This window comes from Undibacterium sp. 5I1 (assembly GCF_034314085.1).
Classification (GTDB): domain Bacteria; phylum Pseudomonadota; class Gammaproteobacteria; order Burkholderiales; family Burkholderiaceae_D; genus Undibacterium.
The window spans coordinates 4,576,265-4,596,412 of sequence record NZ_JAVIWI010000001.1 but is presented as its reverse complement, the minus strand read 5'-3'; the positions used below and the strand labels follow the sequence as shown (position 1 = coordinate 4,596,412).

The 20,148-nt window shown below is 46.1% G+C and carries 18 protein-coding genes; 7 read left to right on the top strand and 11 right to left on the bottom strand.

Features of this window, described 5'->3' with window-relative positions; all coding sequences use genetic code 11:
* Window positions 1-3 precede the first annotated feature (3 nt).
* The 5 genes from RGU72_RS20075 (at window position 4) to yacG (ending at window position 3,892) form a co-directional block, all read left to right on the top strand.
* The gene (locus RGU72_RS20075) at window positions 4-1,236 is read left to right on the top strand and encodes a type II secretion system F family protein (protein WP_322121434.1); all 1,233 of its coding nucleotides are present in this window, start codon (window positions 4-6) and stop codon (window positions 1,234-1,236) included.
* The gene (locus tag RGU72_RS20070; protein ID WP_322121433.1) at window positions 1,236-2,102 is read left to right on the top strand and encodes an A24 family peptidase; all 867 of its coding nucleotides are present in this window, start codon (window positions 1,236-1,238) and stop codon (window positions 2,100-2,102) included. The genes RGU72_RS20075 and RGU72_RS20070 overlap by 1 nt, the downstream gene beginning before the upstream one ends.
* Window positions 2,102-2,743, top strand: a complete 642-nt coding sequence (coaE, locus tag RGU72_RS20065) for a dephospho-CoA kinase (RefSeq protein ID WP_322121432.1) — start codon at window positions 2,102-2,104, stop codon at window positions 2,741-2,743. The genes RGU72_RS20070 and coaE overlap by 1 nt, the downstream gene beginning before the upstream one ends.
* Window positions 2,744-2,835: 92 nt before the next feature.
* Window positions 2,836-3,591: a cell division protein ZapD gene (zapD, locus tag RGU72_RS20060; protein WP_322121431.1), complete on the top strand. Its 756-nt coding sequence runs from the start codon at window positions 2,836-2,838 to the stop codon at window positions 3,589-3,591.
* A gap of 109 nt (window positions 3,592-3,700) precedes the next feature.
* Window positions 3,701-3,892: a DNA gyrase inhibitor YacG gene (gene yacG / locus RGU72_RS20055; RefSeq protein ID WP_322121430.1), complete on the top strand. Its 192-nt coding sequence runs from the start codon at window positions 3,701-3,703 to the stop codon at window positions 3,890-3,892.
* 63 nt (window positions 3,893-3,955) lie between these two features.
* On the opposite strand, the gene RGU72_RS20050 is transcribed toward yacG, so the two are convergent.
* From RGU72_RS20050 to argJ, 7 genes are all read right to left on the bottom strand, one after another.
* The gene (locus RGU72_RS20050; RefSeq protein ID WP_322121429.1) at window positions 3,956-5,560 is read right to left on the bottom strand and encodes a sigma-54-dependent transcriptional regulator; all 1,605 of its coding nucleotides are present in this window, start codon (window positions 5,558-5,560) and stop codon (window positions 3,956-3,958) included.
* A 20-nt stretch (window positions 5,561-5,580) separates the two neighbouring features.
* Window positions 5,581-6,216, bottom strand: coding sequence for a hypothetical protein (locus RGU72_RS20045; RefSeq protein WP_322121428.1), 636 nt, complete (start codon window positions 6,214-6,216; stop codon window positions 5,581-5,583).
* Complete coding sequence (locus RGU72_RS20040; protein ID WP_322121427.1) at window positions 6,213-7,508, bottom strand: D-amino acid dehydrogenase; 1,296 nt, start codon at window positions 7,506-7,508, stop codon at window positions 6,213-6,215. Before RGU72_RS20040 ends, RGU72_RS20045 begins: the two co-directional genes overlap by 4 nt.
* Complete coding sequence (gene alr / locus RGU72_RS20035) at window positions 7,505-8,779, bottom strand: alanine racemase (RefSeq protein WP_322121426.1); 1,275 nt, start codon at window positions 8,777-8,779, stop codon at window positions 7,505-7,507. Before alr ends, RGU72_RS20040 begins: the two co-directional genes overlap by 4 nt.
* Window positions 8,780-9,260: 481 nt before the next feature.
* The gene (locus RGU72_RS20030) at window positions 9,261-9,677 is read right to left on the bottom strand and encodes an NUDIX domain-containing protein (protein ID WP_322121425.1); all 417 of its coding nucleotides are present in this window, start codon (window positions 9,675-9,677) and stop codon (window positions 9,261-9,263) included.
* A 227-nt stretch (window positions 9,678-9,904) separates the two neighbouring features.
* Window positions 9,905-10,780 (bottom strand): ATP-binding protein, encoded by an 876-nt coding sequence (locus RGU72_RS20025; RefSeq protein WP_322121424.1) that lies wholly within the window; start codon window positions 10,778-10,780, stop codon window positions 9,905-9,907.
* Window positions 10,781-10,892: 112 nt separating this feature from the next.
* Window positions 10,893-12,131: a bifunctional glutamate N-acetyltransferase/amino-acid acetyltransferase ArgJ gene (gene argJ, locus RGU72_RS20020; RefSeq protein WP_322121423.1), complete on the bottom strand. Its 1,239-nt coding sequence runs from the start codon at window positions 12,129-12,131 to the stop codon at window positions 10,893-10,895.
* 261 nt (window positions 12,132-12,392) lie between these two features.
* Here argJ and RGU72_RS20015 point away from each other — a divergent pair, with 261 nt between their 5' ends.
* On the top strand, window positions 12,393-12,884 hold the full coding sequence (locus RGU72_RS20015; RefSeq protein ID WP_322121422.1) for a hypothetical protein: 492 nt from the start codon (window positions 12,393-12,395) through the stop codon (window positions 12,882-12,884).
* Window positions 12,885-12,962: 78 nt separating this feature from the next.
* Here RGU72_RS20015 and RGU72_RS20010 read toward each other — a convergent pair whose 3' ends face one another.
* A complete protein-coding gene (locus RGU72_RS20010; protein ID WP_322121421.1) occupies window positions 12,963-13,430 on the bottom strand; it encodes a hypothetical protein in 468 nt (155 codons plus the stop codon).
* Window positions 13,431-14,223: 793 nt separating this feature from the next.
* Here RGU72_RS20010 and RGU72_RS20005 point away from each other — a divergent pair.
* Window positions 14,224-15,132: a hypothetical protein gene (locus RGU72_RS20005; protein WP_322121420.1), complete on the top strand. Its 909-nt coding sequence runs from the start codon at window positions 14,224-14,226 to the stop codon at window positions 15,130-15,132.
* Window positions 15,133-15,720: 588 nt separating this feature from the next.
* Here RGU72_RS20005 and RGU72_RS20000 read toward each other — a convergent pair.
* The 3 genes from RGU72_RS20000 to RGU72_RS19990 form a co-directional block, all read right to left on the bottom strand.
* Window positions 15,721-16,857: an acyl-CoA dehydrogenase family protein gene (locus tag RGU72_RS20000; protein WP_322121419.1), complete on the bottom strand. Its 1,137-nt coding sequence runs from the start codon at window positions 16,855-16,857 to the stop codon at window positions 15,721-15,723.
* 140 nt (window positions 16,858-16,997) lie between these two features.
* A complete protein-coding gene (locus RGU72_RS19995; protein WP_322121418.1) occupies window positions 16,998-18,194 on the bottom strand; it encodes an acyl-CoA dehydrogenase family protein in 1,197 nt (398 codons plus the stop codon).
* A gap of 205 nt (window positions 18,195-18,399) precedes the next feature.
* Window positions 18,400-19,977: a 3-hydroxyacyl-CoA dehydrogenase gene (locus RGU72_RS19990; RefSeq protein WP_322121417.1), complete on the bottom strand. Its 1,578-nt coding sequence runs from the start codon at window positions 19,975-19,977 to the stop codon at window positions 18,400-18,402.
* Window positions 19,978-20,148: the final 171 nt, after the last annotated feature.

The window sequence follows — 20,148 nt, the reverse complement described above, 5'->3', positions numbered from 1 at the left end:
AATATGGCTACCACACCAAAAACAGCACCAAAAACTCCGCAAATTAAAGAATATTTATACGCTTGGGAGGGCAAAGATAAATTTGGCAAAACGGTACGCGGTGAAATACGCGCCGGAGGTGAAGCCATAGTCAACGCAACGTTAAGACGTCAGGGTGTTCTAGTTAGTAAAGTTAAGAAAAAAAGTTATACTTCGGGCAAAAGAGTTACTGATAAAGACATTACCTTATTTACGCGTCAACTGGCAACTATGATGCGAGCAGGCGTTCCTCTATTGCAATCTTTTGATATTGTCGCGAAGGGAAATGAAAATCCATCTGTTTCCAAACTTTTGCAAGATATTAGGGGGGACGTTGAAACCGGAACAAGCCTAAGTCAAGCATTCCGTAAATTTCCCCTGTATTTCGACCCTTTATTTTGCAATCTAGTTGATGCAGGCGAACAAGCAGGTATACTAGAGGATTTGCTGACTAGGCTTGCTATTTACAAAGAAAAAACATTAGCGATTAAGGCTAAGATTAAATCTGCATTAACTTACCCAATAGCAATCTTATCAATTGCATTCATTGTCACCGCTGTAATCATGATTTGGGTTGTACCAGCGTTCAAAGACGTATTTTCAAGCTTTGGAGCCACTCTTCCAGCACCAACTCTTTTTGTTATGGCAATTTCTGATTTTTTCGTAAAAAATTGGTATCTGATATTTGGAGGCATCTTCGGAAGTATCTATTTTTTCTTTCAATCCTGGCAACGCTCGCTTAGCATGCAGCGAACGATGGATAGATTACTGCTACAAGCCCCGGTATTTGGCGCAGTTATTAGAAAAGCAACCATTGCACGCTGGACGCGTACTTTAGCAACTATGTTTGCTGCCGGCGTACCTTTGGTTGAGTCACTAGACTCAGTCGGTGGTGCAGCGGGCAATGCTGTTTATCTCGATGCAACAATTAAAATTCAAACAGAGGTAAGCACAGGTACAAGCCTTACTGTTGCAATGCAAAACTCTAATGTTTTTCCCAATATGGTGACGCAAATGGTTTCTATTGGAGAGGAGTCAGGTGCGTTAGATCAAATGTTGGGTAAAGTTGCTGACTTTTATGAAGAAGAAGTAGATGAAGCTGTTTCATCGCTGTCAAGCCTGATGGAACCAATGATTATGGTAATACTTGGTGTAATAATTGGTGGTCTAGTCGTTGCAATGTATTTGCCAATTTTCAAATTAGGACAAGTCGTTTAATGTGGGAATTAATTTTCTTTACTACGCCAAACAACTGGATCAGCACTGGTGCGGTAGGTATTATTAGCTTGTTAGTTGGTAGCTTCCTCAATGTTGTAATTCATCGAGTTCCAAAGATGATGCAGCGTGAATCTGACAATTACGTGGCCAGTGAGAAAGGTGAAGTACTGCCTCATACAGATCGCTATAATTTAATGGTACCGCGCTCTGCATGCCCTAATTGCGGACATCAAATTACGGCCGTAGAAAATATCCCCGTCATTAGCTACATAATGATCGGTGGTAAATGCGCAGGTTGCAAAGCACCAATTTCTATCCGTTATCCAATAGTAGAATTACTAACTGCCGCGATATCCGCTTTGTTGGTCTGGCATTTTGGCAGTGGGCTTGCAGGACTGGGAGCAGTGTTATTTGGCTGGCTTCTAATTGCCATGACATTTATAGATGCCGATACTCAATTGTTGCCTGACGATCTAACGCTACCATTGCTTTGGTGCGGTCTTCTAATTAACCTGAATACTACCTTTACACCACTTACTGATGCAGTGATCGGCGCGGTTGCTGGATATTTAAGTCTATGGTCGATCTACTGGTTGTTTAAGCTAGCTACTGGAAAAGATGGCATGGGTTATGGTGATTTCAAACTACTCGCAGCGCTTGGCGCGTGGATGGGTTGGAGCATGCTACCAGTGATTGTGTTGCTCTCCTCGGCCGTCGGTGCTGTAGTTGGTATTAGCATGATCGTTTTTAAAAAAATGGGTAGAAATAATCCCATTCCATTCGGCCCTTATTTGGCAGGGGCGGGTTTAATTGCGCTAATTTGGGGGAAAACGCTGTCTCAACACTATTTGGGATTACTAGGCTAATGCATGCAATAAGCGCCTTTAGTTTAGGACTTACTGGGGGTATTGGAAGTGGTAAAACTACTATTGCCAATATGTTCGCAGAGCTTGGCGCAAGTCTGGTTGATACCGACCTAATCGCCCATGAACTTACTGCAGCCAATGGAATAGCTATTAAACCAATCCAAAATGAATTTGGTGCAGAATTTATTCAACCTGATGGAGCAATGGATCGAGCAAAAATGCGCGAATGCGTATTTGCCGATCCAGCAAAGAAATTACAACTTGAGAATATTCTTCACCCGTTAATACGTCAAGAAACAAATCGAGCGGCAAAAAACGTAAATGGCGCTTACACTATATTTGTTGTTCCCCTATTGGTCGAATCTAGCAATTGGAGACAAAAAGTCAGCCGAATATTAGTAGTCGACTGCCAAGAAGAAACTCAAATTAGCCGTGTTATGGCAAGAAATGGATTGAGTCAAGAGCAAGTACTAGCCATCATGCACGCTCAAGTCAGTCGAGAACAAAGACTTGAAGCCGCCGACGATATTATTTTTAATGAGGGCGATTTAACGCAGATTCATAAGCAGGTTATAAAGTTACACAGTCAATATCTGCAATTAGCCAAATCATCCTTGATTAATCTCGAGGAAAATGACTGATAATCCTCATACAACGTTTGTAATTTTAGTCAGCATGGTTCAGAATCATATGGCACTTGCGCGTTGGCACCAATTTAAACAAGGACATTATTTTGATTGTTTACGAATACCCTTTTAACGAGCGTATTCGCACGTTATTGCGGCTAGAAGATCTGTATGAAAAATTCACTTTTTTTCTACATCAGTCTGATCCTATGCAGCATCACGTCGCACTGTCCACCATTTTTGAAATGCTGGAGGTTGCTGGTCGTGCCGACCTTAAGTCTGATTTACTCCAAGAACTAGAACGACAAAAACATACTCTCATCAGCTTCAAATCAAATCCAAATGTACAAGCGGATATGCTGGATCAAATTCTGGATGAAGTTGATCGTGCAAGTAGTGCTCTAATTGCCTCCACAGGTAAGACTGGGCAAAATGTTCGCGATAACGAATGGTTGATGAGTATTCGCGGTCGTACCATTATTCCAGGCGGCGCTTGCGAATTTGATCTCCCTAGCTATCATGCCTGGCAAAAAAATACCTCTGAAAAACGCTTTTCCGATATCTCTAACTGGTTTGCACCTATAGCTCCTCTATTTGATGCGATCAATATTGTGCTGAGGTTATTACGTGAGTCTGGCGTAACTACAAAAGTGATTGCACAAACAGGCAGTTATCAGCAAATGCTACAAGGGAAAATTTATCAGCTGTTACGCGTCACTTTAGTACAAGATATGGGCGCTATTCCAGAAATTTCTGCTAATAAATATATGCTTTGGATACGCTTTATGTCGCAAGATGGAACGATGAAACCTAAGGCATTTGAAAGCGATATTCCATTTGATCTGACACTTTGTAATTTTTAATTTTTTGTTTGCTACGCACTACTCATAAACCTTGAGTTGAGTGCTTATAAAAGTTTTTGTATGGCGATATCGTGCAATGCGCTGATCGTCTTTAGTTGGAATTAATTATATGAGTACAGTTGTAGATTGCCCTACTTGCGGCAAAAAAGTGGTTTGGTCGGAAGCGAGTCCTTACCGGCCTTTTTGCTCTGATCGCTGCAAACAAATTGATTTGGGCGCATGGGCTGAAGAAAAATATACAATCCCTGCAGTCAACTTACCAGAAGAGCCTGACGAAGATTTATCACAATCAAGTCATTAACTCTCATTAAATCTACCTGCTCGCTCTTGATTGCCATTCAAAAATCAATGTTTGGGATAAGTATCAGCGTTTTTGAGGTATGCCGTATTTCCTGAGTTTAGCCGCGATCATTGAGTGTGACGTATCTAATCTGGCAGCAAGTTTGCGGCTAGATGGATATTGTGAGTAGAGCTTTTCTAGCAAGGCTGATTCAAACTCTCTAACGGACAGCTCCCAGCTTTCGGCAGCATCAATATGAACCTCGTCTGCCGTGATACTACCCTCAGCCCAATCTAAATCTGCTGCGTCTAATACACGCTGATCAGACATAGTGATCGCTCTAAAAACCACATTCTGAAGCTGGCGGACATTACCAGGCCAACGATTAGACAACAACGCGGCGCAAGCGGCCGAGTTCAAACGACACACGGGCTTTTGCGCCTGAGTGCAGGCGCGTTCAATAAAATGCCGGGCTAATTGCAAAATATCGTCTGGTCTTTCGCGTAAGGCTGGCATTTCTAAATGAAGTACGTTCAGCCGATAAAACAGATCTTCACGGAATAAGCCTTCATGTACCATCTTGCGCAAATTACGGTGGGTGGCGCTGATAATGCGAACGTTAACCTTAACCTCTTTATCACCACCAATGCGACGAAACTTGCCGTCATTCAGGAAGCGCAATAACTTCGCTTGCAAGTAGAGCGACATTTCGCCAATCTCATCCAAAAATACGGTACCGCCGTCCGCCATTTCTATCAGGCCTGGTTTACCGCCACGTTGCGCACCGGTGAAGGCGCCGGACATATAACCGAACAATTCACTCTCAGCCAAACTCTCAGGTAAAGCGGCACAGTTCAATTCCAGAAAAGGCGCGTTGCTACGAGCACTGACACCGTGGCAAGCTTGCGCTAATAACTCCTTACCGGTCCCTGTCTCACCGGTAATCAGCAAGGGTGCATCCACGACAGCCACTTTAGCTGCACGTACTTTTAGTGCCTTGATTTGCTCGGACTCACCGATAATGAAATGAAAACCGCTACCCTCAGAATGCTGTAGCGCATGTAACCGCCCTCCCATACGCTTTGGGGCGTGCAAAGTCAGTACGGCACCCACAGTCTGACCATTGGGTTTTATATTAATTGGACTGGTTGTCTGGCTGATTGTTAGACTGGATATTTGTGGATTTGACAAAGTCTCAGAGACGGGTGTTACGTCCATCCAAAACGGCTCGCCATTGAGAATGACTTCTCGACTTGGTACATGAAAAGAATGGGTAATCAATTCATGCTCGACCAAAGGATCTTCCAGCAGATCACGTAGATTTTTCTGACAAAGAATGTCTTCCGTCATACCAGACACGGCAGCGGCGGCGGCATTAGCAATGACAACTTTGCCATTAGCGTCAATAGCAAGTACGGGATCTTCCATCACCGCCATCACAGTATCTAAGTTGAGACGACGGCGCTTACCAGGCAAAATATCCAGAACGTTAATCTTACCGACACCACGCACTTGGTCACAGTCTTGCTGCAGAGATGGCAGCATGAACTCTAGCAACTCTGGACTATCGATATAAATATTCGGCGGATCAACCTCTACGCCAACTACATTCAAACCACGCAGAGCAAACACTGCCAGTATTTCATGCGCAATACCAACTCTGTCTTTAAACTGAATATTAATGCGCATTGGAGCCGATCAAATCATGTTTAATGCGGTTCCGGAATGTAACCACGCGGCCGTGCGTTATGACTGCGGAAGCTGGTAGTCGATGCCAAACCGCGCAAGCGCCCAAGATCAAATTGCTCTAGTTGCTGGAACACCGCACGATTAACCGTCATTTTGACTTGCATCATCAGCAGATCAACACTTTGTTGGTTTGAGCTACGGGGTCTGGTTTGCTTATCACGCTCTGAAGCACGATCCGCTATTTGCTCAGAATCTCCATTAGCCTCAGCATCAATCGCTGCTTGCTCTGCTTTTGCATCGGATTCTATACGTGCTTTTTCTTCTGCTTTAGCGACTGCTTTTTCCTCTGCCAGACAAAAGCAACGATAAATATCGGCCAGCGTAATAATCCCGTTACAAGAGCGGCAATGCCAGGCGTCCTTCTCTTTTACATCGCGTGCGACCAGGCCATCTTTGCTCAGAGTGGACAATATCGAACGTACCAACCTTGGTGTTTTACCGGTAGCCTGCGCTAATGAAGCGACCGTCGCTGTGCGGGGCATTACCATCACAATCTGCGCTAATAATTCAATTGCGATATAAAAACGCATATTTAAAGTCGGGTCAGCAAATATCTCTGTAGTAGAGACCAAATGTTCGCGTTCAATTAAATTCATGCTTGCAACTCCTTAGAGACAATGATGGGACGATTGACGCTGCCATAACGATCCATGTACAAGCCTTCGGTAGAAATTGCCGGGCGTTTGTTGGATACGACATCAGCGATGAAGCGGCCAGAGCCACAAGACATCGTCCAACCTAAGGTGCCATGACCAGTATTAAGATACAAATTACGATAAGGTGTGGGACCAACAATTGGCGTGCCATCTGGCGTCATCGGACGCAGACCAGTCCAGAATTCGGCCTTTTCTACATCGCCGCCATGCGGGAATAAATCGGTAACAGAGTGCACCAGCGTTGCACGGCGATCTTCACGCAGTCGCAAGTCATAACCAGTAATTTCAGCCGTGCCGCCAACGCGGATACGATCTCCCAGTCTCGTAATCGCGACCTTATAGGTTTCATCCATCACGGTGGATTCCGGTGCGCCTGACACATCGGTGATAGGGACAGTGATTGAATAACCTTTGATCGGATAAACAGGGATTTTAATACCCAGCTCACGTAGTAATATTGGCGAATAACTGCCAAGAGCAAGTACATAAGAATCACCCTGAAAAGTACCTGCTGAGGTTTTCACACCAGTGATTTTATCGCCCTCATGCAGCAATTTTTCTATGCTTACGCCGTACTTAAACTGGGCTCCCAAATCCTCAGCCAATTTGGCTAGATTTTGAGTAAATTTAAAGCAATCGCCAGTCTCATCGCCGGGCAAACGCAAAGCACCGATAAACTTCTCTTGCACATGCTTTAAAGCTGGCTCCACTGCCAGACACGCTGCTTTATCCAGTAACTCATACGGCACGCCATAACTTTTTAAAATAGCGATATCTGCTTGCGCTGCCTCCACCTGAGCCTGATTCCGGAACAATTGCAAAGTGCCTTGGGTGCGCTCGTCGTAATGGATACCTGTCTCGGCACGTAATTCTTGCAAAGTGTCACGGCTATATTCTGCCATCCGCAACATACGACCTTTGTTGATTTCGTAGCGCTTGGTTGTGCAATTAAACAGCATCTGGGTTACCCAGCGCCACATATGAGGATCTAAACTAGGACGTATCGCCAGCGGACTGTGTTTCATCATTAGCCATTTAATAGCTTTCATTGGCACACCAGGACCAGCCCACGGTGCCGAATAACCAGGAGAAACCTCACCTGCATTGGCATAACTGGTTTCCAGAGCTGCAGCAGGCTGACGCTCTATGACCGTAACCTCATGCCCCGCCTTCGCCAGATAATAAGCCGATGCCGTACCAATCACACCTGCGCCGAGTATGACTACTTTCATTGTGCTTCTCCCTTAATGGCGTCTGTATTGACAGTGCCGGAATGACTTGTTACTTTATGCTGAGATTTTTGATGCTGTAATTCGGAATCGATAGACAAACTTGAGCTGGAAGATCCAGAAGAAACGGCATCGGTATATTCACGATAATAACGCTGCCCCAGACTGGTCAGGATTTCATAGCCGATCGTGCCAGCCAGTTTGGCAACCATATCGACTGTGTTAGTAGCAGATAGCAGGTCTACCGCTGCACCAGGATATAAACTCTCCGGGGCAATATCGCTGACATCCAGCGTAATCGTATCCATTGACACATTGCCGACCATAGGCGCAGGCTGGCCAGCGATATATGCCACGCCACGGTTGCTCAGGCTACGCATCCAGCCATCGGCATAACCAACGGCCACGGTCGCAATCTTGCGCGGCTGCTGACTGCGATACGTCAGACTGTAGCCAACGCCAGTACCTGCAGGAATATCGCGAATCTGGATGATTTTGCCTTGCAATAAAGCGACTGCCTTCAAAGGATTTGCTTGCCCGGCAACGGGTGCTACGCCATATAAAGCAGCACCGGGACGAGCAAGATTGAAGTGAAAGTCAGAGCCTAAAAAAATACCGGAAGAGTTTGCCAAGCTAGCGGCGCAAGCGGGCAATTGAGCGCGCAGGGTTTTAAAGGTCTGTAATTGCTGCTGATTCATTGGATGCTGCTGATCTTCGGCGCAAGCCAGGTGACTCATCAGGTGACTAATAGCAATGCCTTGGGTTAAGGAGGGATCAGCAATCCAGGCATTGACCTCTTTAGTCGATAAGCCCATGCGCGACATACCTGTATCGACTTGAATAAATGCAAGCAAGGAGGTTTGTTTGGCCTGAGCAAGGCGACGCCATGCGGCGATTTGCTCCAAACTATTTAAAACGGGTGTACAGGCGTGTTCTAAAAATTCAGCCTCATATCCCACTGGCGGCCCGTGCATGACATACAACATGCTGTCTTTTAACAAGTGGGGACGGAGTGCAATTGCCTCATCAAGATGTGCCACAAAAAAATCTCGGCAGCCTTCTTCTTGCAAAGCTAAGGCGACTCTTACAGCGCCCAGACCATAGGCATCTGCTTTAACGGCTGCGCCGCATCGAGCCCGCCCTAGTTTGTTTTGAAGAAAGCGATAGTTATAGCGCAGAGCTTGCAGATTAATTGTCAGCACGGCGCCGGCACGTCCAGCTGCTCCAGAATGTTTTACTGAATATTCCGCTGACTGTTCTGCTATTAGCTGCATCTGCGCATCTCCGTTGTGATCATCACATGGGATTCTTCTTAGCAATCGCCGTGCCACAATATTTTATTGAATCAATTCATGGACTTAGAAAATTTTAATCTGAGTCAACCAATCCGACGTGTATCATTTTCAATACATCTAATAGGGATTAGAACAAATTTAGAGATTTTCTTCTAGTGCATATTGCAATCCATCTGCCGTATTGATTTAAATACAGTGTATCAATTCTAATACGACACAATAGAAAAGACGAGAAAACCTTCAAAAAATCGATTTGAATTTGGATGATTTCAGTATTGGCAATAAGAAACAATACGTGGAATTACTCACTGTAGTGAAATACACACAGGAAAACGGTATAAATCCATAGTTCACCACAACAGAAACGTGCTCATATTCAGATTCAGATTCGGATAAATATGACCGATTAAGGCTTATGTAATGGTGACGGTTTTGTATCAGCTCTACAAATTAAGCTTGATCAGGCTTGGCGGACTACCAACTCTGCCCGCAAAACATCTAACCATTCTAGCAGCGGGATCGTTGCTGGCAATAATGGGGACACAGCCACACTCCCCTGCCAGGCAAATGCCTGATCTTCCAGACTTTGTGGCTCGCCTTGCCAGTCGCGGCTAATATAAAAATGTAGCCGGACATGAGCATGCGGATAAATATGCTCTACTCCGCACCAAGGCTCAGCCGTCTGGATATGCACACCCAATTCCTCGACAAACTCGCGCTTCAGCGCAGCCAGAATATCTTCGCCCGCCTCAACTTTACCGCCTGGGAACTCCCAGTAACCTTCATACGGCTTGCCAGCCGGACGCTGTCCGAGCAAGACGTCACCGTTGGGTTTCATCAAAATACCAACAGCAACATCAATCGGGGGTTTTGTCATAAATGAGCCAATATCAGCAGGACTTACGCAAAATTGTCCCAGCAAGGCGTAGCGACGACGATACTTTAGTACGGCTAGTCGCTGCAACGCAGCTGGGGCGGTTTTGCATAAGTCCTAATCAAATTAAAGAAATAAGGGGAGTATTTTTAATTGTCCAAGTATTATTTGGACGATAGGCAATAAAACACTTGTACTCTACCCCGGTATATAAATACATACCAAAAGAATTAGGCTAACTTGCCTGCGTAATCACGGGCAAATTGCCAGGCGACACGGCCCGAGCGCGATCCCCGTTGCAAAGCCCAGCGCAAAGCATCACCGCGTGCTGCGGTAATTTGCTCGGCGTTACAACCCATGCTGCCCAACCAATGCGCCACGATGTTGAGGTAATCATCTTGCTTAAACGGATAAAACGACACCCACAGGCCAAAGCGCTCGGACAAAGAGATTTTCTCTTCCACCGTCTCACCGGGATGCAGATCACCATCATCACCATGGGTATAACTAGCGTTATCCGACATCTTCTCCGGCAACAAATGGCGCCGATTTGAGGTCGCATAGATCAGCACATTATCAGACTGCGTCGCGATGCTGCCATCGAGTGCAACCTTCAACGCCTTGTAACCTGCTTCGCCGTCTTCAAATGACAGATCATCGCAAAAAATGATAAAGCGCTCTTGACGTTCCGCCACCAGATCGACAATATCCGGCAAATCGGCCAGATCCGATTTATCCACCTCAATCAAACGCAAACCCTGATCGGCAAATTGGTTCAGGCAAGCTTTGATTAAAGACGACTTACCCGTGCCACGCGCGCCTGTTAGCAACACATTATTGGCAGGTTTGCCATTCACGAATTGCAAAGTATTTTGCTCTATCTGATGCTTCTGATTAGCGATGTTATGCAGATCGCTTAAGGCAATATGAGACGCATGACGCACCGCTTGCAAATAGGCTGCGCTACTGCCGCTGCCGCCGCGCTTGCGCCAGCGAAATGCCGTCGCCAAGGAAAAATCTGGCACAGGCATTACAGGTGGTAATAGTGTTTCTAAACGGTTTAATACCTGCTCGGCACGGATTAAAAATTGATCTAATTGAGTCATACAGTCCGGCGAGTTTTAGGGACAAATTTATTGAGAATTTTGGTGCAGCTAATCGCCTGCCTTAAAACCAAGCTTAATAACCAGGATCAAAGACCAGATTTAAAAGCGAGATTTAAGAACGATAGTCAGCATTAATCGATACATAATCATGCGACAAATCGCAAGTCCAGACGGTAGCCTCTGCCGCACCGCGCGCCAGTTTGACGCGAATCGTGATCTCGCTTTGCTGCATCACGCGCTTACCGTCTTCCTCACGATAATCAGGATTGCGCCCGCCGTTTTTAGCAACCCAGACATCATCCAGATACAAGTTGAGTTTGCTAACATCTAAATCCAGCACGCCAGCATAACCAATCGCAGCCAGAATACGGCCAAGGTTGGGGTCCGATGCGAAGAATGCCGTTTTGACCAAAGGAGAATGCGCGATCGAATAGGCAATCTTGCGGCACTCTTCTACATCACGACCTTCTTCTACCGCGATCGTCATAAACTTAGTTGCGCCCTCACCGTCCCGAATAATCATGTGCGCCAGTTTTTGCGACAAGGCGATCACCGCATCCGCCAATAATTTATATTCTGGCGAATCGATCTCTGTGACTTCTACGTCGGCAGCACCAGTAGCGATCAGCATGAAAGAATCATTGGTCGAGGTGTCGCCATCAATCGTAATGCAATTAAACGATTTGTCCGCCGCCTGTTTCACCAGATGATCCAGCACAGGTTGCGCGACCTTCGCATCCAGCGCCAGGTAACCCAGCATTGTCGCCATATTCGGCTTGATCATGCCAGCACCTTTACTGATGCCCGTCATGGTCACAGTCTGACCATTAATTACCACCGTAGCGGATGCAGCTTTTGGCTGAGTGTCGGTCGTCATGATCGCTTCTGCGGCCAGAAACCAGTTGTCTTCTTTCAGATTAGCAAGTGCTTGCGGCAAGCCGGCAATTAATTTATCTACCGGCAACGGCTCCAGAATCACCCCCGTTGAAAACGGCAAAATCTGTGATGCCTCGCACTGCATCAGTTCCGCCAGCGCGGCACAAGTGGCATTAGCCGCAGCCAGACCAGCATCACCCGTCCCGGCATTGGCATTACCCGTATTTACCACCAACGCACGGATGGGACCGGCCGTGATGTGCAGACCTTCCAGATGCGCCTTACATACTTGGACCGGCGCAGCACAAAAACGATTTGTGGTAAACACACCAGAGACGGTGGCAGAAGGTGCCAGTACCATCACCACAATGTCTTTACGATTCGGTTTTTTAATACCTGCCTCGGCATAGCCAAGCTGGATACCCGCAACAGGTTTTAAATCAGCGGCGACAGGGATGGGAGAATTAACGGCCATGAGGTTTCCTAGCAATGAGATCGAGCCGTTATTGTAGGGTATTTTGTTGGGCCGCAAATGAGTTTCTAAACAGGCAAACAAGTAGTTGCATCCTATCCGTATCACTCATCTTAAAGCTCAAAATACGACACTTTTGCCTCAAAAATGAAAGAACAGAGCGCAAAATTTAGGCTATTTCTTCTATGCCATTTTCTCAGGAAATAATCTCATTTATTATCTGCACGGTAACAATTCGTTACTAATAACTAAAAGAAAGATTTCATGTTCAAATTATTGGTGATTACCTCCGCTTTAGTCCTGACTGGCTGCGCATCTGTTTCCGGTGAAAAACTGCAACCAGTTTCTGTCATTACCGTCCAAGATAATAAAGAAGTAGCTGGCATCGGTTGTACTTTGAAAAACGATGCAGGCTCTTGGTTCGTCACATCACCAGCCAGTGTTGTCGTGCATAAAAGCACAGGTGATTTGGCAATTGACTGCAAAAAAGACGACTTAGCTGGTAACACAGCGCTAGTATCAAAATCTAACGGCGCGGTCTGGGGCAATATCTTGCTCGGTGGTGGAATTGGTTACATCGTGGATAGAAACACAGGCGCAGGCTTTGATTACCCATCATCTGTAACGATAATATTGCGCAAAATCGGTGAAGTAGTCGGCGTCCAAACACCTGCGGCAACGACAGCTCCAGTTGCGCCAACAGCATCAGCTAGTCAGACTCCAGCTCAAGCAACTACTGCTACTGTTACTAAATAATTTGTGACTCCGCTCTCAGGGCGGGGTTACCCGCCCCCTGATGACAACGCCGCCAATTGACTACTCGCCAAACGGCAGTTAGTGCCTAGCATTAATCTGTTTGCGGCACTGAACATCCAGCGTCTCGCCACTACCATCCTCCAGCCCTTTGTAAACACCACACGGCCAGACTAAACCACCGTATTGTTCCATGCTCCAATAAGGTGGCTCGGCTGCACAAATCTCGATGTATTTAACTGTCCATCGCTTGTGTTTTTGGTTCAGTACCACCCATAACATTTTGTCTAAATGGGGGTTGCACTCACCATACGTCAAATCCCAATCTAAGCCTTTACCGTCGACGGGAACAATATTCCCGACCAAGACTGCCCAATTTCGATCCACATTGAGTTTACTCGCCTTTAAGCGCACTGGTTGACCCGCCTTGGTGCTTGCAACAGAACGAGCGGCATCCAAAATCACCTGCCTGTCGCTACTACTCACATCACGGGCATAGGATGGAAGACTGGTAGTAAGGAAAGCAATGTCCAGAAAAATTTGCTTCATAAAGTGCGGATTTACGATGAGATATTTGAGAAATACCTAATTTTTGTACCAGTCTTACAGCCTGTTTTAAGTCGGCTAATGTATCGCTGGCGATTTTTTTACAGCGCTGTATGCCAAACATCTTTTCAACTACAGACTCAGCAAATTTTCATGAAAGGGATGCTGTATAAATTTTGTCTAATGACGTTGAGAACAGCGGACATGCCATACTTTCTTTACGCTATAGTGCTTTTGAAAAAGGCTTTGAGTAAAACGCAAATTTCGTCTTTTTGATTTTGAAGCAGCAACGAAAATAAAATAATTTTTTATACGACCCTTAATTTACTATTCAAAGGGAGCCTGAAAGCTGTTTTGGGTTGCTTAGAAAGTTCAGACGCCTTTCAATAACATAAGTTGTTGATCGAGCTTATTTTTTCGAATCAAAGTAGTAATTTTTCAGTTTAAATGCTCTAAAATTATTGAAATCGCGATCAAGATCTAGAGTTACGTTCAAGTTTTTACTGGCTAATGTATTTGGATTTAAAAAAGTAAAAGCTGAAAATAAGTACATTACGAAAGCAGTATGCTGGGCTGTGGTCGAATATTCATTATTTATCTGAATAAAGGTATCTCAATACAATATGAGAATTTTTAACTATCTTTCTATTATTTTCCTTTGGTCTATTGCCAGTAATGTTAATGCTATAACGTTACCGAAGGCTTTTACAAAGGTCAGCGCCGAATATTCATACATAAAATATTCAAAAACAATTGAAAATTTGCCTAGAAAAAGATGCCAAGGAGAGGTGCCAGCATGCGGGGGGCTAGTGGTGCTTTTGTAATAGATGCTTATAACTGCAAAGCTAATAATATACCTAACTGTGCTGCCTCTTTAACGCTGGATAAAGAAGTTTCGTCAATAAGTGTAATGAGCTGGAATAAAAAAAATTCGCCAACTAGACCTGATAATTTACCTAACAGCTACACGAATGTGAATCTAGGAGGTGGTTCTGCTTCAACAATTGCTCTTGGAAATGCAGCTGCTGCTTTTAAATTCAAATCTGAAGCTTGCTATCCATTAGACAAGCTGGCTAATAAATATAAGACGAATGAGTCGTTAGTTAAAAAGTTGGCCGAATTAGAAAATTTGTATGCTAGTAACAAAGCTAAAGGTGAAACAGAAGCCTGCGAATCCTGTATATTACAAGGTATTGAAGAAAGTTTTGGAATAAGTCTTACATCCGAAGGTCTTAGATCTGCGATGCAAAAGAAAACCTTTGATGAGTTTGTCTATAAAGTTTTATTTGGCGATGCTACCTGTAACGACCTTAACATTATACCGAAGCCTTATGTTGGTCGCTTCCCAAATAGTTCTGAAGAGCAAAGTAGAATAAAAAAAATTGATCTTGTTGGTAAAGCAAAAGAAATTTTAGCAAAAGATATCCCAGTTCTTTTAAATGAAATTTGTACTGTTGTGCTACCTGATGGTTCATGCCTTAAAGAAAGCTACCACACCGTTGTTCTTACAGGTTTCAAAGAAGTTTGCAAAGATGGTGAAAAAAAAGTATGTCGAAATATAGTACGGGTGCAAAACTCATGGTGTGGAGACTGGGATAAAGAATTCGGAGACGAGGCCTGGGTCGATGCAGAAACACTTATGAATAGTGTCGGTAGTTTTCCGGTCCATAGGGGCGTTTTAGGTTGGCTAGAGACGCATAATTGATCGCGATTAAGTCGTTTGACTGTCTGAGTGAGGGCTGATTCTAAGATGTTCAAGATGAACTTATGCCCAATCTATTGTCAATATTAAGTTACTTAAAAATCGAATTTACATAGGACTGATGTCACCAATTGCTTAGGCCGCATCTTAATTTTAAACTTTGTGCGATTGCTTTGTATGCATCGATCATCATAACGGCTTGTAACTAAAACACTTTTTGGTGAAATTTTTTTAGTTTGTCACATCAAATAATATTGCTTTTTTAGCAATATTTGACGCCTGCTAAGAACACCATACTATCGTTAAATGATATTTATAGACGTTCGTCTAATGAGGTAAAAAATATAGGTTTAATATCTAAACTGTTATGCATTGTGTTTATTTGATCAATTCTTCGTTTCCAAATTTGATGAATACTCAATGATCAATATACAGTTACTCCGGCAAACGATGCACATCCGATTTATTAACATGAGTGGAACGCAAAAGATGTTGCCCAGCATGTCAATATCAAATCTCTTGTCAGTGCCACTTCTTGAGATTGTAGATTTTTCCTGCTGCAGAATGGCAACTGTTCATCGCTGCCATTGCTTAAGTCAAACTCTCCGTCAAACTCCTAGCCACCATTTCCAAATGATGATCAGTACTCCCAAACTGCAACTCGATCGCCATCAACCGCTTAAAGTAATGACTGACATTGAGTTCATCTGTCACTCCCATACCACCGTGTAGTTGCACCGCTTGCTGGCCGACAAAACGGCAGGCTTGTCCGATCACGACTTTGGCTGAGGACAGCGCTATGCTGCGGCTTTTTAAATCCGGGTCTTCGCAACTGACTGCGGCCAGATACACCATCGACCGGGCTTGTTCTATGTGCAGCACCATGTCGGCCATTTTATGTTGTAGCGCCTGGAATTTACCGATGACGATGCCGAATTGCTTGCGATTTTTTGCATAGTCGATGGTCGCTGCCAGCAGCTTGTCGAGGACGCCGATGGCTTCTGCACAAACCGCAGCGAGACCAATATCGAGTAAGTTGCCAATGGCGACTTCTGTATCGCTGGCAGCGTCTAACATCACCGAAGCGCTAACACTGACTTGATCCAATTCCAGCTCGGCGGCAGCGACACCGTCGACCGTAGCATATGACAATACGCGTAAACCCGCTGCGTCTTTAGGGATAATGAAGACAGCTAATTGCTGGTCAGGCAAACGTGCTGTGACCAATAAAATATCGGCGGACCCGCCGTGAGGAATGACACTTTTATGACCGTTCAATAAATAGCCGCCAGCCACAGGTGTAGCCCTAGTCTGGACGTTGAGGCGATCGAAACGTGTGCTGACCTCGTCATGCGCCAGCACGGCTGTGATCGCGCCACTGGCGAGTTGCGGCAGGTAGTTGGCGCGCTGCTGCGCATTGCCCATAGCGGCGATGGCTTTGCTCGCTAGGACGGCACTGGCAAGATAAGGTTCCAACACTAATCCCTCGCCGATTGCGGACATGACGAGCAAAGTGTCTGTTGCCGTGCCATCCAGGCCACCCTCCGCTTCTGGCATATGCAAGGCTAACAAACCGAGGTCGGCAAAGCCTTGCCAGATCGCGGGATTGAAGCCATGACTAGGCTTTTCTAACGTCTTGCGGCGGATATCAAAACTAGCTTCGTTGGCGATAAAACGACGCGTTGCGTCTTGCAACATGGTTTGTTCTTCGGTAAAAATGAAGTCCATTTTTTACTCCTGATGATTTTGCTTTTTGTGATAACGCTAAACGAAGCTGAAGCATCCAAGGTCTACCAACAATTCTCTGCTGCGATGGATCAGACGTGCTCGGATATCGGTGATCAAATTCGTTGAGATAGTTGGACGTCCTACAAACCCAAGATCATCTGCGCAATAATGTTTTTCTGAATCTCGTTAGAGCCACCGTAGATCGATAACTTGCGCATATTCAGATAATTGGCGGCGAGTGAACTGGCATAAGCTGGTCCTGCGTGTTCGCCGTCATAACCAGCCGCCATTGCCTCGCGGCGTAATGGTAAGGCATAAGTACCTACTGCCTGGGTCATCAGCTCGGTAATCGCCTGCTGGATTTCTGTCCCTTTAATTTTTAGGATAGAGGCTTCGGGCCCCGGTGTGCGGCGTTGTTCTTCTGCTGACAATACCCGCAGGTTAGTGATTTCTAGTGCGTTTAAGTCGATTTGGATTTGCGCGATACGGAGAGAAAAATGCGGGTCTTCAATCAATGGCTTTCCGTTTTTGGTCTCTTGACTGGCGATACGTTTAAGCCGCGCTAACTCACGCTTGGCGATCCCGATACCGGCGATGTTGGTGCGCTCATGGCCGAGCAAAAATTTGGCATAAGTCCAGCCAGCATTTTCTTCCCCGACCAGATTCTCTGCCGGTACCTTCACATTGTCGAACCAGACTTCGTTGACCTCATGCGCGCCATCCATGGTGATGATGGGACGCACGGTAATGCCGGGGGACTTCATGTCGATCAGCAAAAATGAAATGCCACGCTGCGGTTTGACTTCATTATCAGTGCGCACCAGGCAAAATATCCAGTCGGCATATTGGGCTTGGGTAGTCCAGGTCTTTTGACCGTTGACCAGGTAGTGATCGCCCTCCCGTTGTGCCGATGTTTTGACTGAAGCCAGATCCGAACCAGAGCCCGGTTCGGAATAACCCTGGCACCACCATTCTTCACCCGATAAAATGCCGGGCAAAAACCGTTGTTGCTGTGCGGGCGAACCAAACGCCATGATCACCGGCGCGACCATTTTCACACCAAAGGGCACGATGCGTGGCGCACCGGCGGCGGCACATTCTTCTTCAAAAATATACTTTTGTACCGCCGACCAGCCAGTCCCACCAAACTCTTTTGCCCAGGATGATCCGCCCCAGCCACGCGCATGCAAAGCCTGCTGCCAGCGCACATAATCGTCGCGCTCCAAGATGAGGCCGTTGTGGACTTTGTGTTGAATATCGGCAGGCAAGGACGCGGCAATAAACTGTTTTACCTCATGCCGGAATGCCTGTTCTTCTGGGGTGAAATGAAGATTCATCGTTGTCTCGCTCTTAGTGTTATTTATATACTCTGACTGGGTATATTTTAATCGTCCATATAAAGTCTGGACAATCAACCATATTTATAAAATTTTAATGGGAGTATATCCATTAACGTTGATTAATTAGGCTTGTCGCCTGGCATCTGCTCAATACTGCATTCGCTATTTATACCCGCTTGGATTGCGCTAAACGCTAACAAACTCAAGCCTCCTCATGATGCAAAGACAGTCCCAAGTGCGCCCGGCGTTTCAGCCAAGGGCTGGCGCGGTAACGCGGATCGCCTGTCTGTTTGAGCAAATTGTCGAGTATCGTCAACACGGTCTTGGCACCGATGACATCACCCCAAGCCAACGGACCATGCGGATAACCCAATCCCAATTTGACGGCGCGATCAATGTCGGTCGGACTGGCGATCGCTTGTTGCGCAATATCACTGGCGATATTAATGATGTGCGCTACTACTCGTTGCGCGACCAGACCAGCGCTGTCGCGGATCACGCTGACAGCAGCGCCATCTGCGCCGAGTAAACCACACGCCATGGCGCGGTAACTAGGTGTTGTCGCAGGCGTTGTCATCACGACGCGGCGCTTGCTGAAGTCGAACAAACTTTCGACCGCCACAGTGCGGCTAGCATCCAATGCGTGATCGGCACAACAGGTACTGGCATCTTCACCCAAGGGCGTGACAATACATAAGGCCGTGGTACTCGGTCTATCATGGAGCTCGATTGCTACGCCTGCTTGTGTCGCCAGTTGGATAATCAGCGTGCGTATTTCTGCGCTGGTCGCTTTATCTGCCGGACTAATCCAGATCGATGATGGCAAAAGGCTTGATTGCTTTGCGCTATCAACACTGATTTTTTTACCGGCATTATCGTATTGATAGAAGCCCTGCCCGACTTTTTTACCGATCACACCAGCAGTCAACATCTGACGCGTCAATCCTTGCGGCCGGAATCGTGGCTCTTCATAATATTGCTGATAAATTGATTCCATCACCGGATGTGAGACATCCAGCCCGGTCAAATCCATCAGTTCACACGGGCCTAATTTGAAGCCCGCACAGTCCCGCAAAATTTGATCCAGCGTCGGAATATCCGTCGTATTTTCCGCCAAAATCCGCAGACCTTCCGTGCCATAACCACGACCTGCATGATTGACGATAAAGCCAGGCGTATCTTTGGCGCGTACTGTGGCATGTCCCCAATGTGTGCCGAGAGCGATCAGATAGTCGACGATAGTTGGATCAGTCAAAAAGCCACCAATGGCTTCGACGATCTTCATCAGCGGTACCGGATTAAAGAAATGGAAGCCAGCAACCCGTTGCGGAAATTGCAAACCCGCAGCGATGGCCGTTACCGATAAGGAGGATGTATTGGTCGCCAAAATCGTGGTCGGGCTGATGATGGATTCAAGTTGGTGGAAGAGCGTTTTCTTGGCCGTCAAATCTTCCACAATCGCTTCAACTATCATGTGCGCATCAGCAAGATCGGGCAACTGATTGCAGGCGTGCAAACACTGCTCGGCTGCATCCGCGGCGGCTTGCGTCAGACGACCTTTTTCTACCAGCTTGCTAAAAGTGACGATCAACTCTTGACGTGCGGCCTCAGCTGCACCGGCGCGACTATCTACCAGCTTGACTTGTGTGCCAGCGAGCGCAGCGATTTGCGCGATGCCTCGCCCCATCACTCCACAGCCGATGACGCCGACAATCAGATCACCGGAATTAAACGCGGGGCGCGTACTGGGTGCGCCAGCGGCTTGTTTGTTTTCATTCATAAGAATCCTGTTATTTGGTTTGATCGCGTAGCCTGAGCGCTTGGCCTCATCAACTCTGTCTGATCAATTCGTTCTAATCAATTCGTTCTAATCACTTTGTCTTGTCTGCATCTATCAACAACGACAATTCCGCTATGCAGAATTAAGTTCCGCAAATATAATTCACTGTAT

What these genes read in the sequence shown, in the direction of transcription:
- RGU72_RS20025 (WP_322121424.1), bottom strand. Translation starts at nt 10,780, where the DNA reads ATGACTCAATTAGATCAATTTTTAATCCGTGCCGAGCAGGTATTAAAC.
- coaE (WP_322121432.1), top strand. Translation starts at nt 2,102, where the DNA reads ATGCATGCAATAAGCGCCTTTAGTTTAGGACTTACTGGGGGTATTGGA.
- alr (WP_322121426.1), bottom strand. Translation starts at nt 8,779, where the DNA reads ATGCAGCTAATAGCAGAACAGTCAGCGGAATATTCAGTAAAACATTCT.
- RGU72_RS20030 (WP_322121425.1), bottom strand. Translation starts at nt 9,677, where the DNA reads ATGACAAAACCCCCGATTGATGTTGCTGTTGGTATTTTGATGAAACCC.
- RGU72_RS20075 (WP_322121434.1), top strand. Translation starts at nt 4, where the DNA reads ATGGCTACCACACCAAAAACAGCACCAAAAACTCCGCAAATTAAAGAA.
- RGU72_RS20040 (WP_322121427.1), bottom strand. Translation starts at nt 7,508, where the DNA reads ATGAAAGTAGTCATACTCGGCGCAGGTGTGATTGGTACGGCATCGGCT.
- RGU72_RS20045 (WP_322121428.1), bottom strand. Translation starts at nt 6,216, where the DNA reads ATGAATTTAATTGAACGCGAACATTTGGTCTCTACTACAGAGATATTT.
- argJ (WP_322121423.1), bottom strand. Translation starts at nt 12,131, where the DNA reads ATGGCCGTTAATTCTCCCATCCCTGTCGCCGCTGATTTAAAACCTGTT.
- RGU72_RS20050 (WP_322121429.1), bottom strand. Translation starts at nt 5,560, where the DNA reads ATGCGCATTAATATTCAGTTTAAAGACAGAGTTGGTATTGCGCATGAA.
- RGU72_RS20005 (WP_322121420.1), top strand. Translation starts at nt 14,224, where the DNA reads ATGCGGGGGGCTAGTGGTGCTTTTGTAATAGATGCTTATAACTGCAAA.
- RGU72_RS19995 (WP_322121418.1), bottom strand. Translation starts at nt 18,194, where the DNA reads ATGAATCTTCATTTCACCCCAGAAGAACAGGCATTCCGGCATGAGGTA.
- RGU72_RS20015 (WP_322121422.1), top strand. Translation starts at nt 12,393, where the DNA reads ATGTTCAAATTATTGGTGATTACCTCCGCTTTAGTCCTGACTGGCTGC.
- RGU72_RS19990 (WP_322121417.1), bottom strand. Translation starts at nt 19,977, where the DNA reads ATGAATGAAAACAAACAAGCCGCTGGCGCACCCAGTACGCGCCCCGCG.
- RGU72_RS20070 (WP_322121433.1), top strand. Translation starts at nt 1,236, where the DNA reads ATGTGGGAATTAATTTTCTTTACTACGCCAAACAACTGGATCAGCACT.
- RGU72_RS20000 (WP_322121419.1), bottom strand. Translation starts at nt 16,857, where the DNA reads ATGGACTTCATTTTTACCGAAGAACAAACCATGTTGCAAGACGCAACG.
- yacG (WP_322121430.1), top strand. Translation starts at nt 3,701, where the DNA reads ATGAGTACAGTTGTAGATTGCCCTACTTGCGGCAAAAAAGTGGTTTGG.
- RGU72_RS20010 (WP_322121421.1), bottom strand. Translation starts at nt 13,430, where the DNA reads ATGAAGCAAATTTTTCTGGACATTGCTTTCCTTACTACCAGTCTTCCA.